The organism is Desulfofundulus luciae (assembly GCF_030813795.1).
In the GTDB taxonomy this organism is placed as follows: domain Bacteria; phylum Bacillota; class Desulfotomaculia; order Desulfotomaculales; family Desulfovirgulaceae; genus Desulfofundulus; species Desulfofundulus luciae.
Genome location: NZ_JAUSUX010000006.1, coordinates 84,058 through 106,324 on the forward strand (window position 1 = coordinate 84,058; position 22,267 = coordinate 106,324).

The following is a 22,267-nucleotide window of genomic DNA, read 5'->3' on the forward strand; positions in this document are numbered from 1 at the left end:
TAAAACAAAGGAGTAAAGTATGCGCAGGGTTCCCACAGCTCTTTTACGGCCCGGTTTAAAGGTCGGCCGGGCGGTTTACAATGCTTCCGGACAGGTATTGCTCCAGGCCGGGACCATTCTTACCGAAAGGTTTATTGTCAGGTTGAAAAAGCTGGGTATTCCGGCCGTATACATAGACGACTTTCTGGATGTAGAAGTAGAGGATGTCATTTCCGAGGAAACACGGGCCCAGGCCATAGCCAAAGTCAAGGCCCTGCTCCTTTCCACGTCTCAACAGAGAACCGGTCCGAGCCGGGCGTTAATTGGTGTAAAGGATATGATCAGCACCGTAAACGAAATCATTGACGAATTGCTCAGCCGGCGCTCATTGATGGTCAACCTGGTGGATATCCGGAGCCTTGATGAGTATACATTCGGTCATTCGGTTAACGTCTGTGTCCTGGCAGTAATTACGGGCATAACCCTCGGCTACAGCCGCACCAAGCTGTTCCATCTGGGCATGGCGGCTTTACTGCACGATATTGGCAAAACGCGTATTCCTCTTGAAATTTTAAACAAACCCGGGCCACTGACCAGTGAAGAATTCCAGCTCATCAAAAAACACTGTATTTACGGTGCCGAGATCCTGCAGCAGGACCCCGGAGCCAACCTCCTGTGCCGGATCGTGGCCATGCAGCATCATGAACGCCATAACGGTCAGGGTTATCCCCTGGGGCTCAAGGGGGCGGAAATTCATGAATTCGCCCAGATCACCGGCCTGGTGGACATGTATGACGCTCTGACCGCCGACCGGGTTTACCGTCCGGCCTATCCCGTACACGAAGCTTATGAAATGATTGCCGGCGCGGGTAACTTTTTATTTGACTTTGATATTGTGCAGGCCTTTTTAAGTAACGTGGCCGCTTACCCCGCAGGCAGCCTTGTGCGCCTATCCAGCGGTGAGATTGGCGTGGTGATTGAAACCAGGCAGGGCTTTTCCCTTTATCCCAGGGTGCGCATTTTGTTTTCCGCCCAAAGGCAACCCCTGGGCGAACCCTATGAAATCTGGCTGGCGGAACACCGCCACCTTACCATAACCGAAGTTATTAAAGATTACTGGGAATCGTTCCCTGAAGCCATAAAGAGTGCCACTTGAATAACAATGATACTTAAGGTCGTACCTGTGATCGCCGGGGGAAGTTAACACTTCCCCCAGAAAAATTTTTACTATCCCGCTGTAGCCGGCAGGAAAAGGGAAGGCCGGCGCTGAAGTAATTGAAAATATTCATTAACGTGGCATAACCAGAGCTGCCACAATAACAACTGTTTTGTTCGAAAAAACGCCGGTTGCCGCCGTCAGGCCAGCGCCCTGATAAACTACCATACCGGGAAAGAGAGGAGTAAAAAGCCATGACCCAGCGCATGGTTTTCTTTGAACCGCTAAGTCCATTAAGTTTTTTGCGGCGCAGCGCCTTTGTTTTCCGCAATAAAACGGCAGTGGTATACAATGACAAACGTTATACCTACAGCGAATTTTACGAACGGGTTAACCGGCTGGCCAGCGCCTTAAAAAAGGTTGGTATTGGGAAAGGGGACAAGGTAGCTTTTTTGTGCCCCAACATTCCACCCATGCTGGAGGCCCATTACGGAGTACCCATGCTGGGAGCAGCCCTGGTAAGCATTAACATACGGCTGTCCCCCCGGGAAATAGCCTACATCCTCAATCATTCCGACAGCAAAGCCCTCTTCGTGGACAATGAATTTGCTCATTTAATTACCGCCATTAAAGATGAACTTCCCAATATCAAAACTATTGTTAACATCTGTGATGTTAATGACAGCCGCCCGTTGGAAGGACCAGAGTATGAAGAATTCCTGGCCGGAGGTTCCCCGGATCCCCTGTCCAATGTAATTGAGGATGAAATGGAAATTATTTCCATTAACTACACCAGCGGGACCACCGGCCTGCCCAAGGGTGTCATGTATCACCACCGGGGGGCCTACCTGAACGCCCTTGGGGAAGCCCTAGAACATAAAATGAGTTCTAATTCGGTCTACCTGTGGACGTTACCCATGTTCCACTGCAACGGGTGGTGTTTTACCTGGGGTGTCACTGCGGTAGGTGGGACCCATGTTTGCCTGCGTAAAGTGGTGCCGGAAGACATTTACCACCTCATCGAAAGGGAAGGAGTTACCCACCTTTGTGCCGCCCCAACGGTGCTGGTGTCCATGGCTAATTATCCGAAGGCGAAAGAATGCAGGATGAAAGCAAAACTAAATGTAATCACGGCGGGTGCTCCTCCATCTCCGGCCGTGATCAGGAACATGGAGGAGATTGGGGCGGAGGTAACCCACGTTTACGGCCTGACGGAAGTATACGGGCCTCACACCATTTGTGAATGGCAGGCCCCGTGGGATGCACTGGATGAAAGTGAAAGGGCGAAAATTAAAGCCCGCCAGGGAGTGGCCTACATTCACTCCGAGTTTGTGCAGGTCGTGGATCCGGCAGACATGACCGATGTCCCGGCCGACGGCCACACTATAGGTGAAATAGTCATGCGCGGCAACAACGTCATGCTGGGTTACTACAAGCAACCGGAAGAAACTGAAAAGGCCTTCCGGGGCGGATGGTTCCACAGCGGGGACCTGGCCGTGATACACCCTGACGGTTACATTGAAATCAAGGACCGCCTGAAGGATATTATCATCAGCGGCGGGGAAAACATTTCCACGGTGGAAGTGGAGAACTGCATTTACGAACATCCCGACGTGCTGGAAGTAGCGGTAATCGGCATTCCAGATCCCAAGTGGGGGGAAGTACCCAAGGCCTTTGTGGTACCAAAACCGGGCACCAATCCCACGGCGGAAGACATCATTAACTTCTGCCGGGAACGCATAGCCCGCTTTAAAGTGCCCAAAGCAGTGGAATTTGGCGAGCTACCCAAGACCTCCACGGGTAAAATTATGAAGTACCGGTTGAGGGAGAAGGAATGGCAGGGTTATGAAAAACGGGTCAATTAAACCGGGGCAGGGTGATATAAACAAAAGCAGAGATTTTTAGAACCGGGAAGTGGTTGAAGCGCTGGACGGGTGGAAGCAATAATCACGGGATAAATGAAAAGGCGGGCAAAAAAGCCCGTCTTTTTTTACGAGTAATTTATGCGGGTACCAGTTTCAGGCGGCCCCAGGCGGCCATTTTGTCCCGGCAAATGATCAGCGCCCCGGTGACCCCGGGGATACCGGCGGCAAAATCCGCAGCCTGCTTCACGTGATTGGGATCCTTTACCAGATTTCCCGCCGCCGTGGCCACTGCATCGGCCAGGGCCGTATTGGGGGAAAGGATAACCACCGCATCGGCCATGCCGAAACTCAGAGAGTGCCCTACCGTGCCTGAGGAAGTACAAATGCCTAAAGGGGTATCCTGGGGGCGGACCTCCAGGGCCAGGCGATGGGAAAAGGGCGAATTCCCGGCATAAATACCAATCCGCCGGATCCGGGCACTGCGCAGGTAAATGTCCCCGCCATTTTCCACAATAACATCGCGGCTGAAGCGTGCCAGAGCCCGTCCCACCCTTTCGGCAATGGCCCCGGCCACGGCAGCCATGGGGCCAACGCCGGCCAACCTGGCCGCTTCGGCCATCTCCCGCACAATGGGGGGGGCGTCGGGCGGCACATCGTAGGGTGTATGGGCTTTAAGGAATGCCGGGTCCCTTTTAATATATTCTTCCAGGGGGGCCCGGCATTCCCGCACCACTTGCGTTACCCGCTCCACCAGTTCCGGGGAAAAGCGCTCCCTGCGCACACCAATATCCAGGTCCGTTTCCCCCACCACCACCTGAAAGTGTACCAGATCCTCCTGCCGGTGGCGGTAACGATAGGTACGTTCCAACTAAAGTTTAACCTCCATTATCCTGCTCCCGGCGGCAATGAAGCGTGCCTCCGGCAAGCTCCTACAGCTTAACCTCCATCGCTCGTACTGGACAGGCCTTCACGCATAGCTGGCAGATCACGCAGTTGTCCCCGTCAAAATGCACTTCCATGCCCGGCCGGTCCAGGTACAGGGCACCGGTGGGGCAGATGGCGGTACAGGCGCCGCACATGGTGCAGCGTTGTTCATTGCGCACCACCTCGTGGGTGAGGGCCTGGACCGTTACCCCCTGTTCCCGCAGGTACTTCAGACCCTGCTCGTAGTTATCCCCCGTTAACTCCAGGACCATAATGCCTTCTTTTTGGGGGTTAACATTGGCCTTTACTATGTTCATCACCAGGTCGTAATCCTTGACCAGGCGGTAAATAATAGGTTTATCAGAAATCTCGGGTCCAAAGCGAAGGACTATTTTCCTGGGCGACATGGTTGTTTGCCCTCCTTAACTTAACCTTTTAAAACTTTTCCGGTCAAACCATCGGCCGGCGAGGGTAGGAGCTGCACTGGTTCGGAAAGGAAAAACTCACCCTTTTGAATCCATTCCTTCAAGATGCTGGCAATTTCCCGGGCCCGGGGGTAGCTGGACAACGGTGCCGTGGGCACTTCTTTACCCTGGACCATGATCTTCCCCGACTTCAACTGGGCGTAACTGACATAACCCAGGTTTCCCGGCTTCCGGTTGGGATAGGCCTCACCATAATCCACAATGGGGGCATAAAGATCCGCATCGGTGGCTGCGGCATAACGGGCAATTTCTTCATTTAAAATGGGAATGGGTACGCCAATGCCGACGCTCAAGGTGGCTCCGTAGCCCAGGTAACTGGTGCCCATGAGCCAGCGGGGACTCATTTGCTTTAAGTCTCCAATAACCGCCAGGGTACCGCCGGCAGGACCCAGTTCCTTGCCGCTGGCATCGGTTTGTATGGCCGGGAAGTGCTGGGTGCCGTGCCAGGCCACATACCCGATACCGCCGCCCAGGAAAATGCGGGTACCAATGCCTATAGTTTTAAAGTGGGGATCTTTGAGCAAAGGACTTAATTGACCGGAAGTAGAATAATGGGCGTTACCCAGATTGGGCTTCAAGATCCCCATATAGGTGTATATGGTCCGGTTGGAAAGGTTAACGGCACAGTTGTAATTCTGGTAAGCGTTCCGCGGGTTAAACAAAATGGCCTCGTTAAGATCATGAATGGTGATGGTGGTTTCAATTTCCCGCCGCGGGTAGCAATCGGTGCCGTAACCCACCGCTTTCAAACGCACAGGCCTTCCGGCTACCAGGTCTTCAATCACATGGCCGCCGCCGTAACGGAATTCTCCTGGATGATTGCTGTTTAAGGGATCATCTTCAGGAAGTTCGGTGGCTCCAATATAGGCATCTACCGCCGCGATGCCCGTATAGGCCGGTACGTTATTGAGCCAGACCCGGTGCATTTTGATGCGCGGGGCCGGGTGGCCGAAATTGAGAAAAGCGCCGGAGGAGCACATGGGGGCAAAGGTGCCGGTGGTCACCACATCCACTTCCCGGGATGCATGGGTAAGCCCCTTCTCTCGGACGATGTTGATAAATTCTTCCGCCGTTACCACTACTGCTTTGCCGCTTCTAATCCGGGCATTGATCTCCTGATAGGTTTTTTCGCTCATTCACCTCATCCCTTTCGTCGTGTGCTCTACTCCAGACGTCAGGAGGCCTCTTCTAAACAGAAGAGGCCTCCCTAATACGAACCCTCTTATCTGTCAGAAGATAAACTTCTGCAGGAATTAGCACCATTCCCCGGGCAAAGGTAAGAGCCACCGGCGGTTTGCGGGTTCACCTTCACCCCAGGGCGGTTGCCGGGTTTCATCGGGCCAGTCCCTCCACCACTCTGGATAAGAGCACCTCGGTATTCGTTTTTAATTCGATAGATATTCTAACAACTAGCCAGGAAAAAGTCAACGGTTTTATAAATTTATTTATATATCCGGAATTTTTGGGCCATTTTGTCCGTTCAATCACGCAAATTATTCATCTCCCGGCCTCACAGGCGAAATACTGGGTTAAACGACTGAGCGCCCGCTTCTCAATGCGGGAAACGTAAGAACGGGAGATGCCCAGGCGCCGGGCGATTTCCCTCTGGGTGCGGCGGGCACCGTCCTTCAAACCGAAACGCAATACCAGCACCTTGCGTTCCTGGGGTGACAACTGCTCCAGTTGCTTCCACAGGCGGTCCTGCTCCATCTGGCCGGCCACGATATCACTGACAACTTCCGGATCGGTCCCCAGGACATCGATAAAACTAATCTCATTGCCTTCTTTATCCACGCCAATGGGATCATAAAGGGAAAGCTCTGCCCGGATTTTTTTGCGAGCCCGCAAATGCATGAGGATTTCATTTTCAATGCAACGGGAGGCATAGGTGGCCAGGCGGGTAGCCTTTTCGGGATTGTAGGTATCCACGGCCTTGATTAAACCAATGGTACCTATGGAAATCAGGTCGTCAAAATCTTCACCGGTGTGATCGAACTTCTTGATGATGTGGGCTACCAGGCGCAAGTTGCGCTCAATGAGCACCCGCCGGGCCGACTCATCCCCGGCCAGCATTTTTTCCAGGTATAGGGCTTCCTCCTCCTCGCTCAAAGGTTTGGGAAAGCTGTTCCCGGCCACATGGCAGATCAGGATCACCAGACCGTTAAGCATCGACAATACTGCCAGCGCCAACAGACCAGGCCCCATGGTATCCCTCCCCCAAAAGAGTAGGCTATATATTTTATGGGGCCAAAAAAGAAAAGGTGCCTGGCCTTGAGGGCAATCTCTCAGTTATAAAAAAGAGCGGGCAAAACCGCTCGGTACAGATCCACCGGGGAAACCAACTTTTCGTGCTAAACTCCCAGTAGAGCCCTTACTAAAATATCCTAGAACTACAGAGTCACTCCCTGCTTGAAAATGGCAATCTCCCGGAAATTGTTAATTTCGTTCCGAGTCTTGCGTCCGGAGGCCACTTCCAGGATATACTGCCACAATTCCCGGGCCAGGTCCGGCAGGGTAGAGCCGGTTAACAGGCAGCCGGCGTCAAAGTCAATCCAGTTCTTTTTGCGGGTGTAAAGGCTTGAATTGGAAGAGATCTTAACCGTGGGCACCGGGCAACCCAGGGGAGTGCCCCGGCCTGTGGTAAAAAGCACCAGGTGGGCGCCCGCCGCAGCCAGGGCAGTAGTAGCCACCAGGTCGTTGCCCGGGCCTTCCAGGATATTGAGTCCGGCTCTGGTTGCCTGCTCCCCGTAGCGCAAGACATCCACCACCGCACCCTGGCCGCCTTTTTGGGTGCAGCCGAGGGATTTTTCTTCCAGGGTGGTAATTCCCCCCGCCTTGTTACCGGGGGAAGGGTTTTCGTAAACCACCTGCCCGTGATTCAAAAAGTATGCTTTGAAACCATTAATCAGTTCAACCAAACGTTGAAAGACATCCTGATTGATGGCCCGGTTCATTAAAATTGTCTCGGCGCCAAACATCTCCGGGACCTCGGTAAGGATGGAAGTACCTCCCTGGGCCAGCAGAATGTCAGAGAGCATTCCTACCAGCGGGTTGGCGGTTATGCCGGAAAAGGCATCAGAACCGCCGCATTTGAGGCCGATCTTCAGCCGGGAGGCGGGAACCGGCTGCCGGCGAAAACCGGCAGCATACCTGGCCAGGCGCTCCAGGAGTTCCAAGCCGGTTGTAATTTCATCCTCCACTTCCTGGGCAGTAAGAAATAGTATTCGCCGGGGATCATATTCGCCCAGCACACCCCGGAACTGGTTGATCTGGTTATTTTCACATCCCAGCCCCAGTACCAGTACCCCGGCGGCATTAGGGTGGCGGGCCAGTCCGGCCAGGATTTTTTGGGTGTTGACATGATCTTCTCCCAGTTGGGAACAGCCATAGGGGTGGGGGAAATGGTAAATCCCTTCCACCCCGGGCATGCGGATCCATTCCCGGGCTTTTCTGGCCAGGAGTTCGGCCACTTTGTTTACACAACCTACGGTATTGATAATCCAGATTTCGTTCCGTATCCCGACACTACCGTCGGAGCGCACAAATCCCTGGAAGTGATCCTTTTCCTCCGGCACAGGTAGAGGTTTTATTTCTAGAGGCTGGTAGCTATAGCTTAAGGTCCCTTCCAGGCTCGTTTTCAGGTTGTGGGCATGCACATGATCACCGGGAAGGATTTTTGCGGTAGCCACACCGATGGGATAACCGTATTTGACCACCGTTTCCCCGGGGTTCAGCTCTGCCAGAGCCAGCTTATGCCCTGCGGGAATATCCTGCCGGATGGTAATACTCTTGTCCTCCAGGGTTATGATTTCACCTGCGGCCAGATCCCGCAAGGCCACGGCCACATTGTCGTCGGGTTTTATTCTTATTACAGACATAACACCCATAACGCCCTGCCTCATTTCGCCAGCAACTGCTTTACACTTGCCGCCATGCCCTGCTCTACAATGTTCTCCAGAGAACGCGCAACCCGTTCATATAGGCCTGGTATTTCATTTAAATCCATACCCCACAGGGACCGGTTGGCCAGGACATTGCGCACCAGCCTATCTATGCTACCGGTTACGCCGTCAAAATTTGCCCACTGTTGCTGGAAGAACAGAAGGGATTCCCGGTCGTCCCGCAGCCGGTAGGTCCCCTTGTCCCGGCGACCCACCAGCATACCATCCTCAATTGTTTCCCCCCGGTAAAAGGCAATTAAAGCCGCTAAAGAAAAGGACAGCAATGGTGGAGCAATCCCCCGGATGCGGGCATATTCGATAACGGAAGGAAGCACCCGGGTTTTAAATTTAGATGTGGAATTCAAAGCAATATCGATCCAGTAATGTTTGATGAAGGGGTTCTGGAAACGCTCCAGCACACTTTGGGCAAAATCGTTGATTTCCCGGGCGTCCATATGCAATGTGGGCAAGATTTCTTCAAAAATACCCCGGCGCACATAGGTGCCGACGAGTTCATCTTCCACGGCTTCCCTGACCGTATCGAGTCCGCATAAATAGGCTACAGGAACGGTCATGGTGTGGGCACCGTTTAAAACACGCACCTTGCGGGTGCGGTAGGGGGTCATGTCCGGCACCCACTTGACGTTCAAACCAACCTTATGGAAAGGCAGTTCTTCACTGAACCGGGTATCACCTTCAATTACCCACAGGTGAAAAATTTCACCAGTATTAAGAAGGGCATCCTCGTAGCCCAGGTAGGCGCTGATTTCATCTATCTGGTCCCGGGGATAACCGGTGACAATGCGGTCGACCAGAGAATTAAGGAAGGAGTTATGTTTTTCCACCCACTCGACGAACTCAGCGGGCAAATTCCATTCCCGGGCTAATTGCAGGACGATACTCTTCAGGTTATCCCCGTTCCGGTCAATTAGCTCGCAGGGAATGATCATCATACCCATGGCGGGATCCGGGCCGAACTTCCGGAAACGACGGTAAAGATAAGCCGTAAGCTTGCCGGGATAGGAGGAAAGGGGAACACCCTCCCGGTATTCTTCCGGCACATAGGCGATACCCGCCTCGGTGGTATTGGAAATGACATAGCGGATTTCCGGCTTTTCCGCACAGGCTAGAAAACCTTCCCAGTCTTCATAAGGGTTAATACCCCGGCTGATGGAAGAGATCACTTCCTTTTTTTCCACTACCTGACCATGTTGGATTCCCCGTAGAAACAAAGTATAAAGGCCGTCCTGCTGGTTCAACTGGGGTACCAAACCGGAAGGTAGGGGCTGCACCACCACCACCCGGCCGTTAAAAAGACCCTGTTTGTTTGCTTGATGCACCATCCAGTCCACAAAAGCCCGTAAAAAGTTCCCTTCCCCAAACTGGATAATCCGCTCGGGAAGAATTGGTAACCGTGTAACCTGTACGTCCTTCGGAAAAGCAAAATCTGATTCCAGGAGCTTCCTGTTTAATTTCAAATCTCCAACCCCCTGCCTGTTTTAATCTCCAGGTTTGTCTCATTTTAATTTAAAAATTTTTTTGTCGCAACAAGCAGGAAAGGGGGAAAAAAGGTCGAATTAACAATTATCAGATTCCTGTAAGCGCTTTCATCCGAAAGCGTTTATTAACGGTCAGTTATGTAAGCGCTTACAAATGTGGGACACCGGGAGGTGATTACTCCTGACCACCATCTACGATATAGCCAAAGCAGCGGGGGTTTCCATTGCCACCGTTTCCCGGGTACTCAATAACCCCAACATGGTTTCCGAAAAAACCCGCCGCCGCGTAGAAGCAGTTATGAAAGAGCTAAATTACTCCCCTAACATTGTGGCCGCAGCTTTATCGAGTAAACGCACTTATAGCATTGGCCTGTTACTTCCTGATATTACTAACCCATTTTTCGCTGAAATTGCGCGGGGAGCGGAGGATGAGGGAAACCGGCACGGTTTTAATGTTATCATTTGCAACACGGATAATCAGTTAGAAAAAGAAAAAAACTACGTGAGTTTACTGTTACAGAAACAGGTAGACGGTTTAATCTTTGCCACTGCCGAAACAGACCACCAGGTCATACGCGAGGTACACGCCAAAAATCTTCCTCTGGTGCTCATTGCCCGGGAAATGAGGGACCTGGTACTGGACGCCGTATTAGTAGACAACCGCACAGGAGCCTACCTGGCCACCAGACACCTCCTGGACCTGGGACACCGGTACATTGCTATGGTAAGCGAACCTCTTACCATTACTTCCAGTATAGAACGGCTGGAAGGTTACCAGCAGGCACTGGAAGAAGCCGGCCTGGCTATACAGGAGAAACTCCTTTTTCAGGCGCCATCCACCCTGGCCTGGGGAATAGAAGCAGGCCACCGGTTGATGGAATTATCCCCCCCGCCCACGGCAGTCTTTGCCGGCAACGACGTGCTGGCTATAGGGGTAATCAAAGGTATCCGGGAAAAAGGGGGGAAGGTACCCGAAGATGTTTCGGTGGTGGGCTTTGATAACACCATCCTGGCGGAAGTGAGCGACCCGCCACTGACTACGGTGGCACAGCCCATCTATGAAATGGGGATTCTGGCTACCAGAAAGCTAATCAACCGCCTGCAAAGTAAGACCGGCTCCCGGGTTGAGCGCACGGTACTGCAGGCAGAGCTGGTTGTTAGAAAATCAACGCAGCCCCCAAAGTGCAACAATTATCCTTAAGCATTGTTTTAGCGAGAAGGAGGTATGGGTAGTGTCGGAAAAAGGCCCGCTATTAAATCCGTTATTAAAATTAAAAGGGATTTGCAAACGATTCCCTGGAGTGCAGGCCCTTGACAACGTGGACTTAGAAGTACATACCGGGGAGGTCCACGGCCTGCTAGGGGAAAACGGTGCAGGTAAGTCAACGTTAATTAAGATTCTTACCGGTGCCCATCCCGCCGACGAAGGGGAAATGTATTTCCTGGGCCAAAAGGTGGAACACCTTACTCCCAAAAAGGCAAGGGACATGGGGATCGCCTGTATCTACCAGGAGCTTAATTTAGTACCCCACTTGAGTGTGGCTGAAAATATCTTTCTAGGCCGGGAGCCATGTGTTAACAAAAAGCTGGGCCTTATTGATCGAACATACATGCACCAGCGTTCAAGGCAATTGCTACAGGAACTGGGGCTGGATATCGACCCCGGTACCAAAGTGGGAAACCTGGGTATAGGCAAACAACAAATGGTGGAAATTGCCCGGGCCTTATCCGTGAACGCGAAACTTATTATCATGGACGAACCCACTTCCAGCTTAAGCGAACGGGAAGTGGAAGAACTGTTAAATATCGTCCTGCAACTGAAATCCCGTGGCGTAGCGGTCATCTATATCTCCCACCGCCTCGAGGAAATTAAACGTATCTGCGACCGGATCACCGTACTGCGGGACGGCCAGAAAGTGGCCACCCGAGAGGCGGCAGACGTTAGCATTGAAGAAATAATCCGCCTGATGGTGGGGCGTGATTTAAGCGAACAATTTCCCAAAATACAGATTGCCCGGGGAAAAGAGGCCCTGGCAGTGGAAAATTTAACCCGCCGGGGGGTGTTGCACAACATTTCTTTTAAGGCATACCAGGGGGAAGTACTGGGCATTGCCGGTTTGGTTGGTTCTGGACGCACCGAGCTGGTACGGGCCATTTTTGGCGCCGATCCCGTGGATGGAGGCACAATCCGGGTATTCGGAAAGCCGGTAACGATTCGCTCACCCCGAGACGCCATCAATGCAGGAATTGCTCTGCTAACCGAGGACCGCAAGGGGCAGGGCCTGATCCTTATTCAAGACATTACTTTCAATACCACCCTGGTTAGCCTGGGCCGTTTTGCCCGGGGAGGAATCCTCAATGTCCGAGCAGCCAGGGAAGCAACAGGGAAACTGGTCAGGGAGCTTAAGGTACGACCGCCGCACATCAACCAGGTAGTGGGGCAATTGAGCGGCGGCAACCAGCAGAAAGTGGTTATCGGCAAGTGGCTTTGTTCCCGAGCCAGGATCTTTATCTTTGACGAACCCACCAGGGGAATCGACGTGGGTGCAAAAGTGGAGGTTTATAACTTAATCAACCAGCTGGTTTCTTCAGGGGCGGCGGTAATTATGGTTTCCTCCGAACTGCCCGAAGTGCTGGGAATGAGTGACCGCATCCTGGTCATGCACGAAGGACGCATCACCGCGGAATTTGACCGTAGCGAAGCAAACCAGGAGAAAATCATGCATGCCGCTACCGGCGGTTGCTAAAAAAGTTAAAGGAGGGTTAACCTTGAGCAAGCTGGCCTGCGGGGTAATAGGGTTGGGACGCTTGGGTTTCAAACATGCAGAAACGATAGCCGGACGGCTTGCCAATGCTAAACTGGTAGCCGTAGCGGATCCCTTAAAGGACAACCGGGAAAGATTCCTGGACCGGTTTAACCAGGTAAAGGCCTATGCCGACTACCATGACCTGCTTAATGACCGGGATGTCAATGCCGTTATCATCGCCACTCCCACCAGCACCCACGCCAGAATTGTTGTCGAAGCAATGGAAGCGGGAAAGGCGGTCTTTTGCGAAAAACCTCTCTCACTGGATATAGATGAAGCAAACTGGGTGGTCCAGGAAACGGAAAAACGCGGCGCTTTTGTCCAGGTGGGCTTTATGAGGCGCTTTGACCGGGGTTATGTCGCGGCCAAGGAAAAGTTATTGTCCGGTGAGATGGGACAGCCCGTTTTCATTCACTGTATCGGCCGCGATCCCTGTGCGCCGCCCCTGGAATTTGCCAGGGATAGCGGCGGGCTTTTCCTGGACATGTGTATCCACGACATTGATCTGGCCCGGTGGCTCATGGACAGCGAAGTTACCCGGGTCTACGCCCAGGGTGGTATATTGATGTATCCGGAACTAAAGGAAATTGGCGACATTGATCACGCCAACATCCTGGTTACTTTTGCCAATGGCACCCTGGGAAGCCTGGAAGGCAGCCGCAATGCCCGCTACGGGTATGATGTACGCACGGAAATAATCTGTACCAGAGGAGCACTCTTTGTTGGGCAGTTGCAACATACACCATGCCTGATTTTAAACAAAGCCGGCGTCACCCACGATGTGGTGCCCTGGTTTGCCCAGCGCTTCGACCAGGCTTATCTCGACGAGCTTTCCAACTTTGTGCAAAATGTGCTGGAAAACCGGGAACCTTCCATTACGGTTCAGGACGGTTTAATGGCAGTGAAAATTGCCGTGGCGGTACAAAAATCCTTTATATCCGGTCAGGCTGTAACACTTGATCAGGTCTAAAACAGTAAGGGAGGACAAGCAAAGATGAACTGTGCAACGGAAACCGTACCGGCAAAAAATAAGTCCCTTTTTTCGAAGGAGACACTTTACAACCTTGGAGCCTTGCTGGGCCTGGTGTTGCTCTGCATAGTACTTTCCATCCTTTCTCCTAAGTTTCTTACTTTAGATAACTTGATGAATATTGCCGGACAAGCTTCAATTAACGCGATTATTGCTGTAGGTATGTTTTTGGCAATTCTAACGGCCGGCATTGACCTTTCCGTGGGCTCCATTTTGGCCCTCTCCACCATGGTTATGGGCGTGCTTAATGTCAATCTCGGTTTGAACCCCATACTTTCCATCCTGGCCTGTCTTACCCTGGGAGCTCTTCTTGGGTTAACCAACGGGATACTTTTAACCAGGTTGAATCTTCCTCACCCTTTTATTTCCACCCTGGGCACCATGAACATGGCCAGGGGCCTGGCCCTGGTCATTACGGGCGCCGCACCGGTCAGCGGTTTCCCCGAGTCCATTCAGTTTTTGGGCGCTGCTTTCGCCGGTCCCATACCCGTAAGCTTCATTTTAGTGGCTGTTCTTTATACCGGCATGTATTTCTTCCTCAACCGGACCACCATCGGACGCTACATTTACGCCGTGGGCGGCAACCCTGAAGCCAGCCGTCTAAGCGGTATAGATGTAAAAAAGATCCTCAACCTGGTTTATACCATCAGCGGCTTTACCGCCGCCCTGGCCGGTTTGGTCCTGGTGGGACGGGTTAACTCGGCATACCCGCTCGCCGGTCTCGGATATGAGCTGGACGCCATTGCCGCGGTAATCATTGGCGGTGCAAGCTTCTTTGGCGGCATCGGCACCATTGGCGGCACTTTAATTGGCGCCATCCTGATTGCCGTGCTAAGGAACGGATTAAACCTGCTCAACGTTTCGGCTGACTGGCAAACTTTCGTTATCGGCGCGGTGATCATTGCCGCTGTATATGTAGATATACTGCGCCAGCGGGCAGCCAAAAAGAAAGCACTAAGCTAAAGTTTTTATCTCAACAAGATTAAAGGAGGTGGGCTATGGGAGAAGTGTTGCTATGATCAGTGGGTATGCAGAAGGGACAGTGTCCGCAATTCAGTGGCTACTTTAATTAAAAAAAGGAGTGACCAGCATGAGAAAGTTGAACCGTTTCAAAGTTGCCCTGATTACAGGTGTGGTAAGCCTGGCCCTGCTTCTGAGCGGCTGCGGTTCTTCCGAAAAGAAAAACCAACCAGCCGCAGACAGCAATCAGGGGAGTAATGAGAAGCAGGTGCATGTAGCCATGGTATTAAAAACCCTGAGCAGCCAGTACTGGAAACTGGTAGCTGCCGGGGCCCAGGATGCAGCTAAGAAGTACAACGTAAAGCTCACCCTGCTCGGCCCGAACGCTGAATCGGAAGTGGTGCAGCAGGTCAACATGATGGAAGATGCCTTGACCCAGAACCCCGATGTGCTGGCAGTGGCACCTTCCCAGCCACCTACTGCCATTCCGGTTTTCCAGAAAGCCAAACAGAAAAATATTCCGGTCATTCTGGTAGACACTGACGCACCCTGGGATGACAAGGCAACATATATTGGCACGGCCAACAAAGATGCCGGCAAACAAGGGGGGGAATACCTGGCCTCGCTCCTGCAAAAAGGCGATAAGGTTGCCCTCCTTGAAGGCGCCCGCGGCAATACCGCCATGGACGACCGCATCAAAGGGGCTGAGGAGGCCCTGGCGGCCGCCGGCATCCAGGTGGTGGCCAAACAGCCGGCCAACAGCGACCGGGCACTGGGCATGAACGTCATGCAAAACATCCTCCAGTCCCACCCCGATATTAAGGGTGTTTACTCGGCCAACGACGAAATGGCCCTGGGAGCCATCCGGGCGCTCCAGCAAAACAAAAAGAACATCCCCGTGGTGGGTACCGATGCCATTCCAGACGCCGTGAAAGCTATTATTGACGGTTCAATGGCCGCCAGTGTGGCCCAGAAACCTTACGACATGGGCTACCTGGCCGTGGAAGCAGCCGTCAAACTGGCCAAAGGGGAAACCCTGCCCAAGTACATCAACAGCGGCACTGAACTAATCACCAAGGAAAATGCCCAGGCCAAACTTGACTGGTTGAACAAGACACTGTCCCGTTAACCTGTTATCAAACTTAAACCACCTCTTATGCCAAGGACGCCTGCCAGGTACTTCCCGTGCAGGCGCCCTCTTTTATTGCGGTACAATAATTTGCGGCCTTGCCTACCAGAGTTCCCGCCAGCAAACGATGGTTCCGTAATCGTTTGAGACAGTATGACAAAAACCAATAGAGATTTTAGTCAAAATTTACTTGACTTTAAATGTAAACGCTTGTATAATAACTACGAAGCGAAAACGTTTACGAGGCGTGATATGCCATGACGGTAACCATTAAAGATATTGCCAGAAAAGCCGGAGTTTCCTACGCCACAGTATCGCGAGCGTTAAACAACCGGCCGGAGGTAAGCGAAAAAACCCGCCGGGAAATTCAGCGTCTTGCTGCTGAAATGGGTTACAAACCCAATGCCATCGCTCGGGGCCTGGTAACAAGGGAGACGCTCACCCTGGGACTGGTCATTCCCGACATCACCAATCCTTTCTTTCCCGAAGTGGCCCGGGGTGTTGAAGAGGCAGCCAGCGAGGCTGGCTATAGTGTATTCTTGTGCAATACCAACTGGGATGTCGACAAAGAACGAACTTACATTGAACTGCTTGAGGAAAAACGGGTAGACGGCCTGATCCTGGCTTCCGTAACCGAGGACGAAGAGTACCTGGCAGAGTTGCTCTCCCGCGAAACGCCCGTGGTGCTTATCAACCGGATTCTGGACCAGGTGGACACCAATTATGTGGCTATTGACAACGTTAAAGGGGCGCAGCAGGCAGTCGAACACCTGATATCACTGGGGCACCGTCGCATTGCCTATGTGGGCGGTTTGGAACATGTGGAGTCCACCGCGGAGCGCCTGCATGGATATCGCCTGGCCCTGGCCATTAACAATATCCCCTTTGAGGAAGAGCTGGTGCGCTATGGCAGTTTTAAAAAGGAAAGCGGTTATGAGAACGCCCTCTCCCTGCTTTCCCTGCCCGAACCACCAACGGCCATCTTTGCCGCCAACGACATTTTAGCCCTGGGGGTGATCCAGGCCATTAAAGAAAGGGAACTGAAGGTACCGGAAAATGTGGCCGTAGTGGGTTTTGACGACATTCCCTTTGCTGCTTACGCCGAAGTAAATCTGACCACCGTTGCCCAGCCCAAATATACCATGGGTGAAATGGCGGCCAAAATTTTAATTGATGAAATCCGCAAGGGCCCCTCGCCGGAGAAAAAACATATTGTGTTACCGCCTACGCTGGTTATCCGGGCTAGCAGCGGAGGAAGGCGGGAAGACCCCAAAAACTCTAAACATTAAAAACTGCAACTTTCCCAAAAGAGGGCAATTGCTTGGTTTATATAAATAAACTAACCAAACAATATCTCAGAAAGTACCCCTCCTTTGATAGAAGCAATTTATTTTTGCCCTTATCCGTAAACGTTTTCAGCCTTCTTCAAACGTTTTCAGGTTCTCTTAAAATAAATTAAACCAAGGAGGAGAAACAGATGTCGCAAAAAATGCGGGCAGCAGTATTGTATGCAGACTGGGATCCTAAACCGGATTTCAAGCTAGGAGCCAAGGATATTGAAGGCAGGCAAACTTACCTTGGCAGTAAAGTCTGGCGCAATCCCCGGGTAGTCATTGAGGAAAGGGATATCCCAAAACCGGGCCCGGGAGAAGTGTTGATTGAGGTCAAAGCCTGCGGCATTTGCGGCAGTGACGTGCACATGGCTCAACCCGACGAGCAGGGCTATATCTGGTACCCGGGGCTCACCGGTTTTCCCGCCGTCCTGGGCCACGAATTTTCCGGAGTAGTTGTGGAAGCAGGCCCCGGGGCCATTAACAAGGCCACCAACCGGCCTTTTAAGGGCGGGGAAGAAGTATGCGCCGAGGAAATGCTCTGGTGCGGCCGTTGCCAGCCCTGCGCCGACGGCTACCCTAACCACTGCGAGCGCCTGGACGAAATCGGTTTCAATGTTGACGGTGCATTTGCCAAGTACATTGTGGTTCCCGACCGGGTCGTGTGGAGCCTGGAACCTTTGAAGGAAAGGTATCAGGGCATGGATTTATTCCTGGCCGGCAGCCTGGTAGAGCCCACCAGCGTGGCCTACAACGCTGTAATCCAGCGGGGCGGCGGAATTAAACCCGGTGATAACGTGGTTATATGCGGCGGCGGTCCAGTAGGTCTGGCGGCCTGCGCCATCCTCAAGCGCCAGGGCGCGGCACGGGTGATCCTTTCCGAACCGGAACCGGCCCGGGCGGAACTGGGTCTCAAGATGGGCGCTGATTATGTAATTAACCCCCTGAAGGAAGATTTTGTCCACCGGGTGTTAGAAATCACCGACGGTTATGGGGCCAAGCTATACCTGGAAGCTACCGGTTTGCCCACCGTGGTTTACCCCCAAATTGAACAGGTTATCTGGGAAGCGAGGGGCTTAAATGCCACCGTGGTTGTGGTGGCCCGGGCGGACGCCAAAATGCCTGTTACCGGTGAAGTGCTTCAGGTGCGGCGGGCACAAATCGTGGGTGCCCAGGGTCATTCCGGTGAAGGCACCTTCCCGCGGGTCATTCAGAGCATGGCCACAGGGATGAACATGCTCCCCCTGATTACCAAACAAATCACCCTGGACGAGGTGCCGGAAAACCTGGTCACTTTGCGTACCGACCGCAAGGAATGCAAGATTACCGTACGCCTGGATAAAGAGTAACAAGTGAAAAAGGCAGGTGGCCGTGAATTGCGGCCACCTTGCATAAAACAAGGTGAGGAGTGCAACAAGATGCAGGAAACCATGCTGGCAGCAATCTTTTCCGCTCCGGGCGAACTGAGCTTAAAGGAAGTACCTGTACCCACCATTAAAAAGGCTGATGAAGTGCTCCTGAAAGTGGAGGCAGCCAGTATCTGCGGTACCGACCTGCATATTCTCCATGTTCCACCGGGGCACCCCGGCACCATCGGCGCCATATTGGGCCATGAATATGTAGGAGAAGTCCTGGCCGTAGGCGATGAAGTTAAGGGGATAGCACCCGGTGACCGGGTAGTGGTAGATCCCAACGTCACCTGTGGGAATTGCCGCTACTGCAAAATGGGCCAGCCCAACATGTGCGAAAACATGACGACCCTGGGTATTTTCATTGACGGCGGCTTTGCGGAATATAACGTTGCCCCGGCCAGGGCGCTGCACAAAATCAGCAAGAAAATCCCCCCGGAAATCGCCGTATTTGCCGAACCCCTTTCCTGTGTAGTCAATGCCACGCAAAAGATCGCCTTGCATCCCGGAGAAACGGTGGTTGTGCTGGGGGCAGGTCCCATTGGTCTGTATTTCACCATGCTTTTGAAAGCCGCTGGCGCCGGCAAAATCATTGTTTCCGAGGTATCGGATTTCCGCAAGCAATATGCCCTAACCTGCGGAGCCACCCGGGTAGTGGATCCGACGAGAGAAGACCTGGCGGCAATGGTAATGGAGGAAACGGGCATCGGCGCCGATGTGGTGGTGGATGCGGTAGGGTGCCTCTTTAAGGACACACTTAATCTGGCCCGCCGGGGCGGAAGGATCCTGTTGTTTGGCCAGAATCAAAATGCCCGCGCAGAAATCGTACAAAATGTTATCACCCGCTACGAGCTTACGGTCATGGGCAGCTTCATCGCCAAATACACCTTCCCGGCCACCATCAAGATCCTGGAAAGCGGCATTTTACCGCTGGATAAATTAATTACCCATCGCTTAAGCCTGCAGGAAATCGAAAAGGGTTTTGCCGCCATGCGAAAAGGCGAAGCCATTGAAGTGGTAATAACACCGTAGGGTGTTCAAATTTAAATAAATCAAAGGAGTGTTTGAGATGAGCAAATGGGGTTTGCCTTTAAAAAACGGCGGGCACATGGACAAGGCCGATGGCATTTATCTCCAGAACATGACCTGGAAGCAAATCGAAGAGAGGCTGAAAAAGAACGACATCATCATCATCCCCGTGGGAGCCACCGAGGCGCACGGCCCTCACGCATGCATTGGCGAAGACACCTTCCTGGTCACCCGCATGGCTGAACTGGTTGCCCAAAAGACCGGTTGCACCGTGTCCCAACCCCTGTGGTGGGGCTCCCACCCCTATCACCACGTGGGGATGCCGGGCACCGTGGTGGTACCGGAAGAAATATTCATTGGCATGCTCAAATCCATCATGGCCGGGTACTGGAACATGGGCTTCCGCAAAATGATCCTGCTTAACGGCCACGGCCAGGAATACGTCATTCCCACTGCCATTCACCAGTTTGCCAAGACCTACCAGCTACCTATGATCGTAGTCAACGTTAACTGGTACCACGCCATTCAGGATCAGTTTAAACTGAAGTCCGAAGGCGGACCCTATGAAACCAACTTCATCCATGCTGACGAAGTAGAAACCTCCTGGTCGCTGGCCCTCTTCCCGGAAATGATCCGTATGGAAGACGCCGTAGATACACAGGTTAAAGGGTACATGCCCGAAGGACACGTGGACAAAGCGGGCAACCTGCTGCACCGCCCCATCGCCTGGTACGGTCATGTAGGTCTGGGGCCCATTGAAGTCTCCGCTTATCCGGAAGGCGTGGTTGGCAAAGCCACCCTGGCCGACGCCCAAAAGGCCATTCCAGGCATCGAAGCTTTCCTGGACTACATGGTTAAACTGCACGATGACATTCTCAAGCGTTTCCCGCCCGGAGTGCTGCCGCCCATTGAAGAGTTCACCCAGCGGCCCAGGGAAGAAGTGGAAGCCTATCTCAAAGGGCCCCTTAACGGCGGCCGGAGCATTTACGAGCTGCGCTACCCTCCCGCCTAAATTCATTTAAGGGACCGCCGGCAACCGGCGGTCCTTACCCCGCTTTAGCGAAAAGGAGGGTAGCTTATCATGAAGAAATGCATTGTAGTTTCCGGACCCACCCGCTTTGCCGCCCTGGCCTTTAAAGACGGCTTTACTGCAAGCATTCGCAAAGTGGCCCAACTGGGATACGACGCGGTGGAGCTGGCCATCCGGGATCCCCGCGCCATCGATGTGGAGGACATAGAAAAACTCCTGGCCAGCGTAAGCTTACCCGTAGCGGCCATTGGCACGGGTCAGGCATACGGGGATGAAGGGTTAAGCTTTACCGACCCCGAGGAAAGCGTACGTCAGAAGGCCATTCAACGTGTGAAAGATCACATCGCCCTGGCCGCCCGCTGGCAAAGTCAGGTGATAATCGGCCTGATCCGGGGAAAAGTCACCGCCGGTACGCCCAGGGAACTGGCCCAGTCCTGGCTGGTGGCGGCGCTGCAGGAATGTTGCGCCCTGGCCGAACAACAGGGGGTAAACCTGGTTCTGGAACCCATAAACCGGTATGAAACGGATCTAATCAATACCATTGCCGAAGCCATCGAATTAATCCGCCTGGTCGGTTCTGACAATCTGAAAATACTGGCCGATACCTTCCACATGAACATTGAGGAACCCTCAATCGTGGAAAGCATCAAAACCGCAGGCCCTTATCTAACCCATTTTCACATCGCCGACAGTAACCGCTGGGCCCCGGGTTACGGGCATTTGGATTTTCCATCCATCATCAGTACCTTAAAAGAGATCAATTATCAAGGGGCCGTTTCCGCAGAGATTCTTCCCAAACCCGATCCTGAAACCTGTGCCGGGGCTACCATTAATTATTTAGTCAGGCTGGGTTTATAGCATTTTTGCCTTCCACCGGCCGTAGTGCGTCTAAAATAAAAGGAGGGGCTCCTGTGCTAAAAAAACACGTCCACTTGAAACAAATCCTTGATTGTGGCATTGTCGCCGTAGTGCGGGCTGAAACACCCGGACAAGCTCTGAAGGTAGCGGAAGCCGTACGCAAGGGCGGCATTACAGCCATTGAAATCACCATGACGGTGCCTGGAGCAATCGACGTGATCAGGGAACTGGTCAGCAATTTTCGCCCAGAGGAGATGCTGGTAGGGGCGGGTACCGTGCTGGATGCGGAAACCGCGCGCCTCGCCATGCTGGCCGGAGCAGAATTTATTGTCGGACCCAATTTGAATCCAGAAGTGGTACGCATCTCCAACCGTTATCAAAAAATCTGTATGCCCGGCGCCATGTCCGTAACGGAAGTGGTGCAGGCTATGGAGCTGGGCGCCGACGTGGTAAAGATTTTCCCGGGCAGCATCTTTGGACCGGAAATTATCAAGGCCATCAGAGGGCCCCTGCCCCAGGCTCCCTTGATGCCCACCGGCGGAGTTAGCCTGGACAACGTAGACCGCTGGATCAAGGCAGGAGCGGTAGCCGTGGGGGTTGGCAGCGAAATTACCAAAAAGGGCTTGCAGAACAACGACTATGACCTGATCACCGAAACCGCCCGGGCCTTTGTAGAAAAGATCCGGGCCGCCCGCCAGCAGTAAAACGAGATGATCCGGAGCACTTTTTGCGGTTATAGGAAACGGGCATGAGTACTGAAATAAAACTCCAACTCTTATGTCCAGTGCAAGAAACCGGCATCACAGCTACACTTGCGTTTATTTAAGGAGGGTTT

At 52.9% G+C, this 22,267-nt stretch carries 19 protein-coding genes and 1 riboswitch; of the genes, 13 read left to right on the top strand and 6 right to left on the bottom strand.

All coding sequences use genetic code 11. The features are described 5' to 3' along the window. The first annotated feature begins 19 nt into the window (after nt 1-19). Entirely contained in the window at nt 20-1,135 is a 1,116-nt protein-coding gene (locus J2Z49_RS05265) for an HD-GYP domain-containing protein (protein ID WP_307400494.1), read from the top strand. 254 nt (nt 1,136-1,389) lie between these two features. Next, nucleotides 1,390-3,000 (top strand): acyl--CoA ligase family protein, encoded by a 1,611-nt coding sequence (locus J2Z49_RS05270; RefSeq protein ID WP_307400496.1) that lies wholly within the window; start codon nt 1,390-1,392, stop codon nt 2,998-3,000. A 136-nt stretch (nt 3,001-3,136) separates the two neighbouring features. Here the strand turns inward: J2Z49_RS05270 and J2Z49_RS05275 are convergent, their stop codons facing one another. From J2Z49_RS05275 to J2Z49_RS05300, 6 genes are all read right to left on the bottom strand, one after another. Next, nucleotides 3,137-3,868 (bottom strand): UPF0280 family protein, encoded by a 732-nt coding sequence (locus J2Z49_RS05275; RefSeq protein WP_307400498.1) that lies wholly within the window; start codon nt 3,866-3,868, stop codon nt 3,137-3,139. 61 nt (nt 3,869-3,929) lie between these two features. After that, nucleotides 3,930-4,331 carry an NIL domain-containing protein gene (locus J2Z49_RS05280; RefSeq protein ID WP_307400501.1) on the bottom strand — a complete coding sequence of 134 codons (402 nt, stop codon included), beginning with the start codon at nt 4,329-4,331 and terminating at the stop codon, nt 3,930-3,932. 20 nt (nt 4,332-4,351) lie between these two features. After that, complete coding sequence (locus J2Z49_RS05285; protein WP_307400502.1) at nt 4,352-5,545, bottom strand: homocysteine biosynthesis protein; 1,194 nt, start codon at nt 5,543-5,545, stop codon at nt 4,352-4,354. A gap of 83 nt (nt 5,546-5,628) precedes the next feature. Continuing rightward, nucleotides 5,629-5,777, bottom strand: a riboswitch (SAM riboswitch). A gap of 129 nt (nt 5,778-5,906) precedes the next feature. Beyond that, a complete protein-coding gene (gene sigK, locus J2Z49_RS05290) occupies nt 5,907-6,614 on the bottom strand; it encodes an RNA polymerase sporulation sigma factor SigK (protein ID WP_307400504.1) in 708 nt (235 codons plus the stop codon). A 185-nt stretch (nt 6,615-6,799) separates the two neighbouring features. Then, a complete protein-coding gene (locus J2Z49_RS05295; RefSeq protein WP_307400506.1) occupies nt 6,800-8,287 on the bottom strand; it encodes a UxaA family hydrolase in 1,488 nt (495 codons plus the stop codon). Between the two features lie 20 nt (nt 8,288-8,307). Beyond that, nucleotides 8,308-9,828 (bottom strand): tagaturonate reductase, encoded by a 1,521-nt coding sequence (locus tag J2Z49_RS05300; protein ID WP_307400508.1) that lies wholly within the window; start codon nt 9,826-9,828, stop codon nt 8,308-8,310. A gap of 220 nt (nt 9,829-10,048) precedes the next feature. Here J2Z49_RS05300 and J2Z49_RS05305 point away from each other — a divergent pair, with 220 nt between their 5' ends. The 11 genes from J2Z49_RS05305 (at nt 10,049) to J2Z49_RS05355 (ending at nt 22,136) form a co-directional block, all read left to right on the top strand. Beyond that, on the top strand, nt 10,049-11,050 hold the full coding sequence (locus J2Z49_RS05305; protein WP_307400600.1) for a LacI family DNA-binding transcriptional regulator: 1,002 nt from the start codon (nt 10,049-10,051) through the stop codon (nt 11,048-11,050). A 31-nt stretch (nt 11,051-11,081) separates the two neighbouring features. Beyond that, complete coding sequence (locus J2Z49_RS05310; protein ID WP_307400510.1) at nt 11,082-12,596, top strand: sugar ABC transporter ATP-binding protein; 1,515 nt, start codon at nt 11,082-11,084, stop codon at nt 12,594-12,596. Between the two features lie 22 nt (nt 12,597-12,618). Then, nucleotides 12,619-13,626 carry an inositol 2-dehydrogenase gene (iolG, locus tag J2Z49_RS05315; protein WP_307400512.1) on the top strand — a complete coding sequence of 336 codons (1,008 nt, stop codon included), beginning with the start codon at nt 12,619-12,621 and terminating at the stop codon, nt 13,624-13,626. 24 nt (nt 13,627-13,650) lie between these two features. Further along, nucleotides 13,651-14,649 (top strand): ABC transporter permease, encoded by a 999-nt coding sequence (locus tag J2Z49_RS05320; protein ID WP_307400514.1) that lies wholly within the window; start codon nt 13,651-13,653, stop codon nt 14,647-14,649. A gap of 127 nt (nt 14,650-14,776) precedes the next feature. Beyond that, nucleotides 14,777-15,775, top strand: a complete 999-nt coding sequence (locus J2Z49_RS05325) for a sugar ABC transporter substrate-binding protein (protein ID WP_013822730.1) — start codon at nt 14,777-14,779, stop codon at nt 15,773-15,775. Between the two features lie 257 nt (nt 15,776-16,032). Beyond that, entirely contained in the window at nt 16,033-17,064 is a 1,032-nt protein-coding gene (locus J2Z49_RS05330) for a LacI family DNA-binding transcriptional regulator (protein WP_307400517.1), read from the top strand. A 188-nt stretch (nt 17,065-17,252) separates the two neighbouring features. After that, a complete protein-coding gene (gene iolM, locus J2Z49_RS05335; RefSeq protein WP_207712929.1) occupies nt 17,253-18,455 on the top strand; it encodes a scyllo-inosose 3-dehydrogenase in 1,203 nt (400 codons plus the stop codon). Nucleotides 18,456-18,524: 69 nt separating this feature from the next. After that, nucleotides 18,525-19,547: a zinc-dependent alcohol dehydrogenase family protein gene (locus tag J2Z49_RS05340; protein ID WP_307400519.1), complete on the top strand. Its 1,023-nt coding sequence runs from the start codon at nt 18,525-18,527 to the stop codon at nt 19,545-19,547. Nucleotides 19,548-19,584: 37 nt separating this feature from the next. Further along, a complete protein-coding gene (gene iolN, locus J2Z49_RS05345) occupies nt 19,585-20,556 on the top strand; it encodes a 3-dehydro-scyllo-inosose hydrolase (protein WP_013822726.1) in 972 nt (323 codons plus the stop codon). Between the two features lie 69 nt (nt 20,557-20,625). Beyond that, the gene (gene iolO / locus J2Z49_RS05350; RefSeq protein ID WP_307400521.1) at nt 20,626-21,432 is read left to right on the top strand and encodes a 5-keto-L-gluconate epimerase; all 807 of its coding nucleotides are present in this window, start codon (nt 20,626-20,628) and stop codon (nt 21,430-21,432) included. Between the two features lie 53 nt (nt 21,433-21,485). Continuing rightward, nucleotides 21,486-22,136, top strand: coding sequence for a bifunctional 2-keto-4-hydroxyglutarate aldolase/2-keto-3-deoxy-6-phosphogluconate aldolase (locus tag J2Z49_RS05355; RefSeq protein ID WP_307400523.1), 651 nt, complete (start codon nt 21,486-21,488; stop codon nt 22,134-22,136). Nucleotides 22,137-22,267 lie beyond the last annotated feature (131 nt).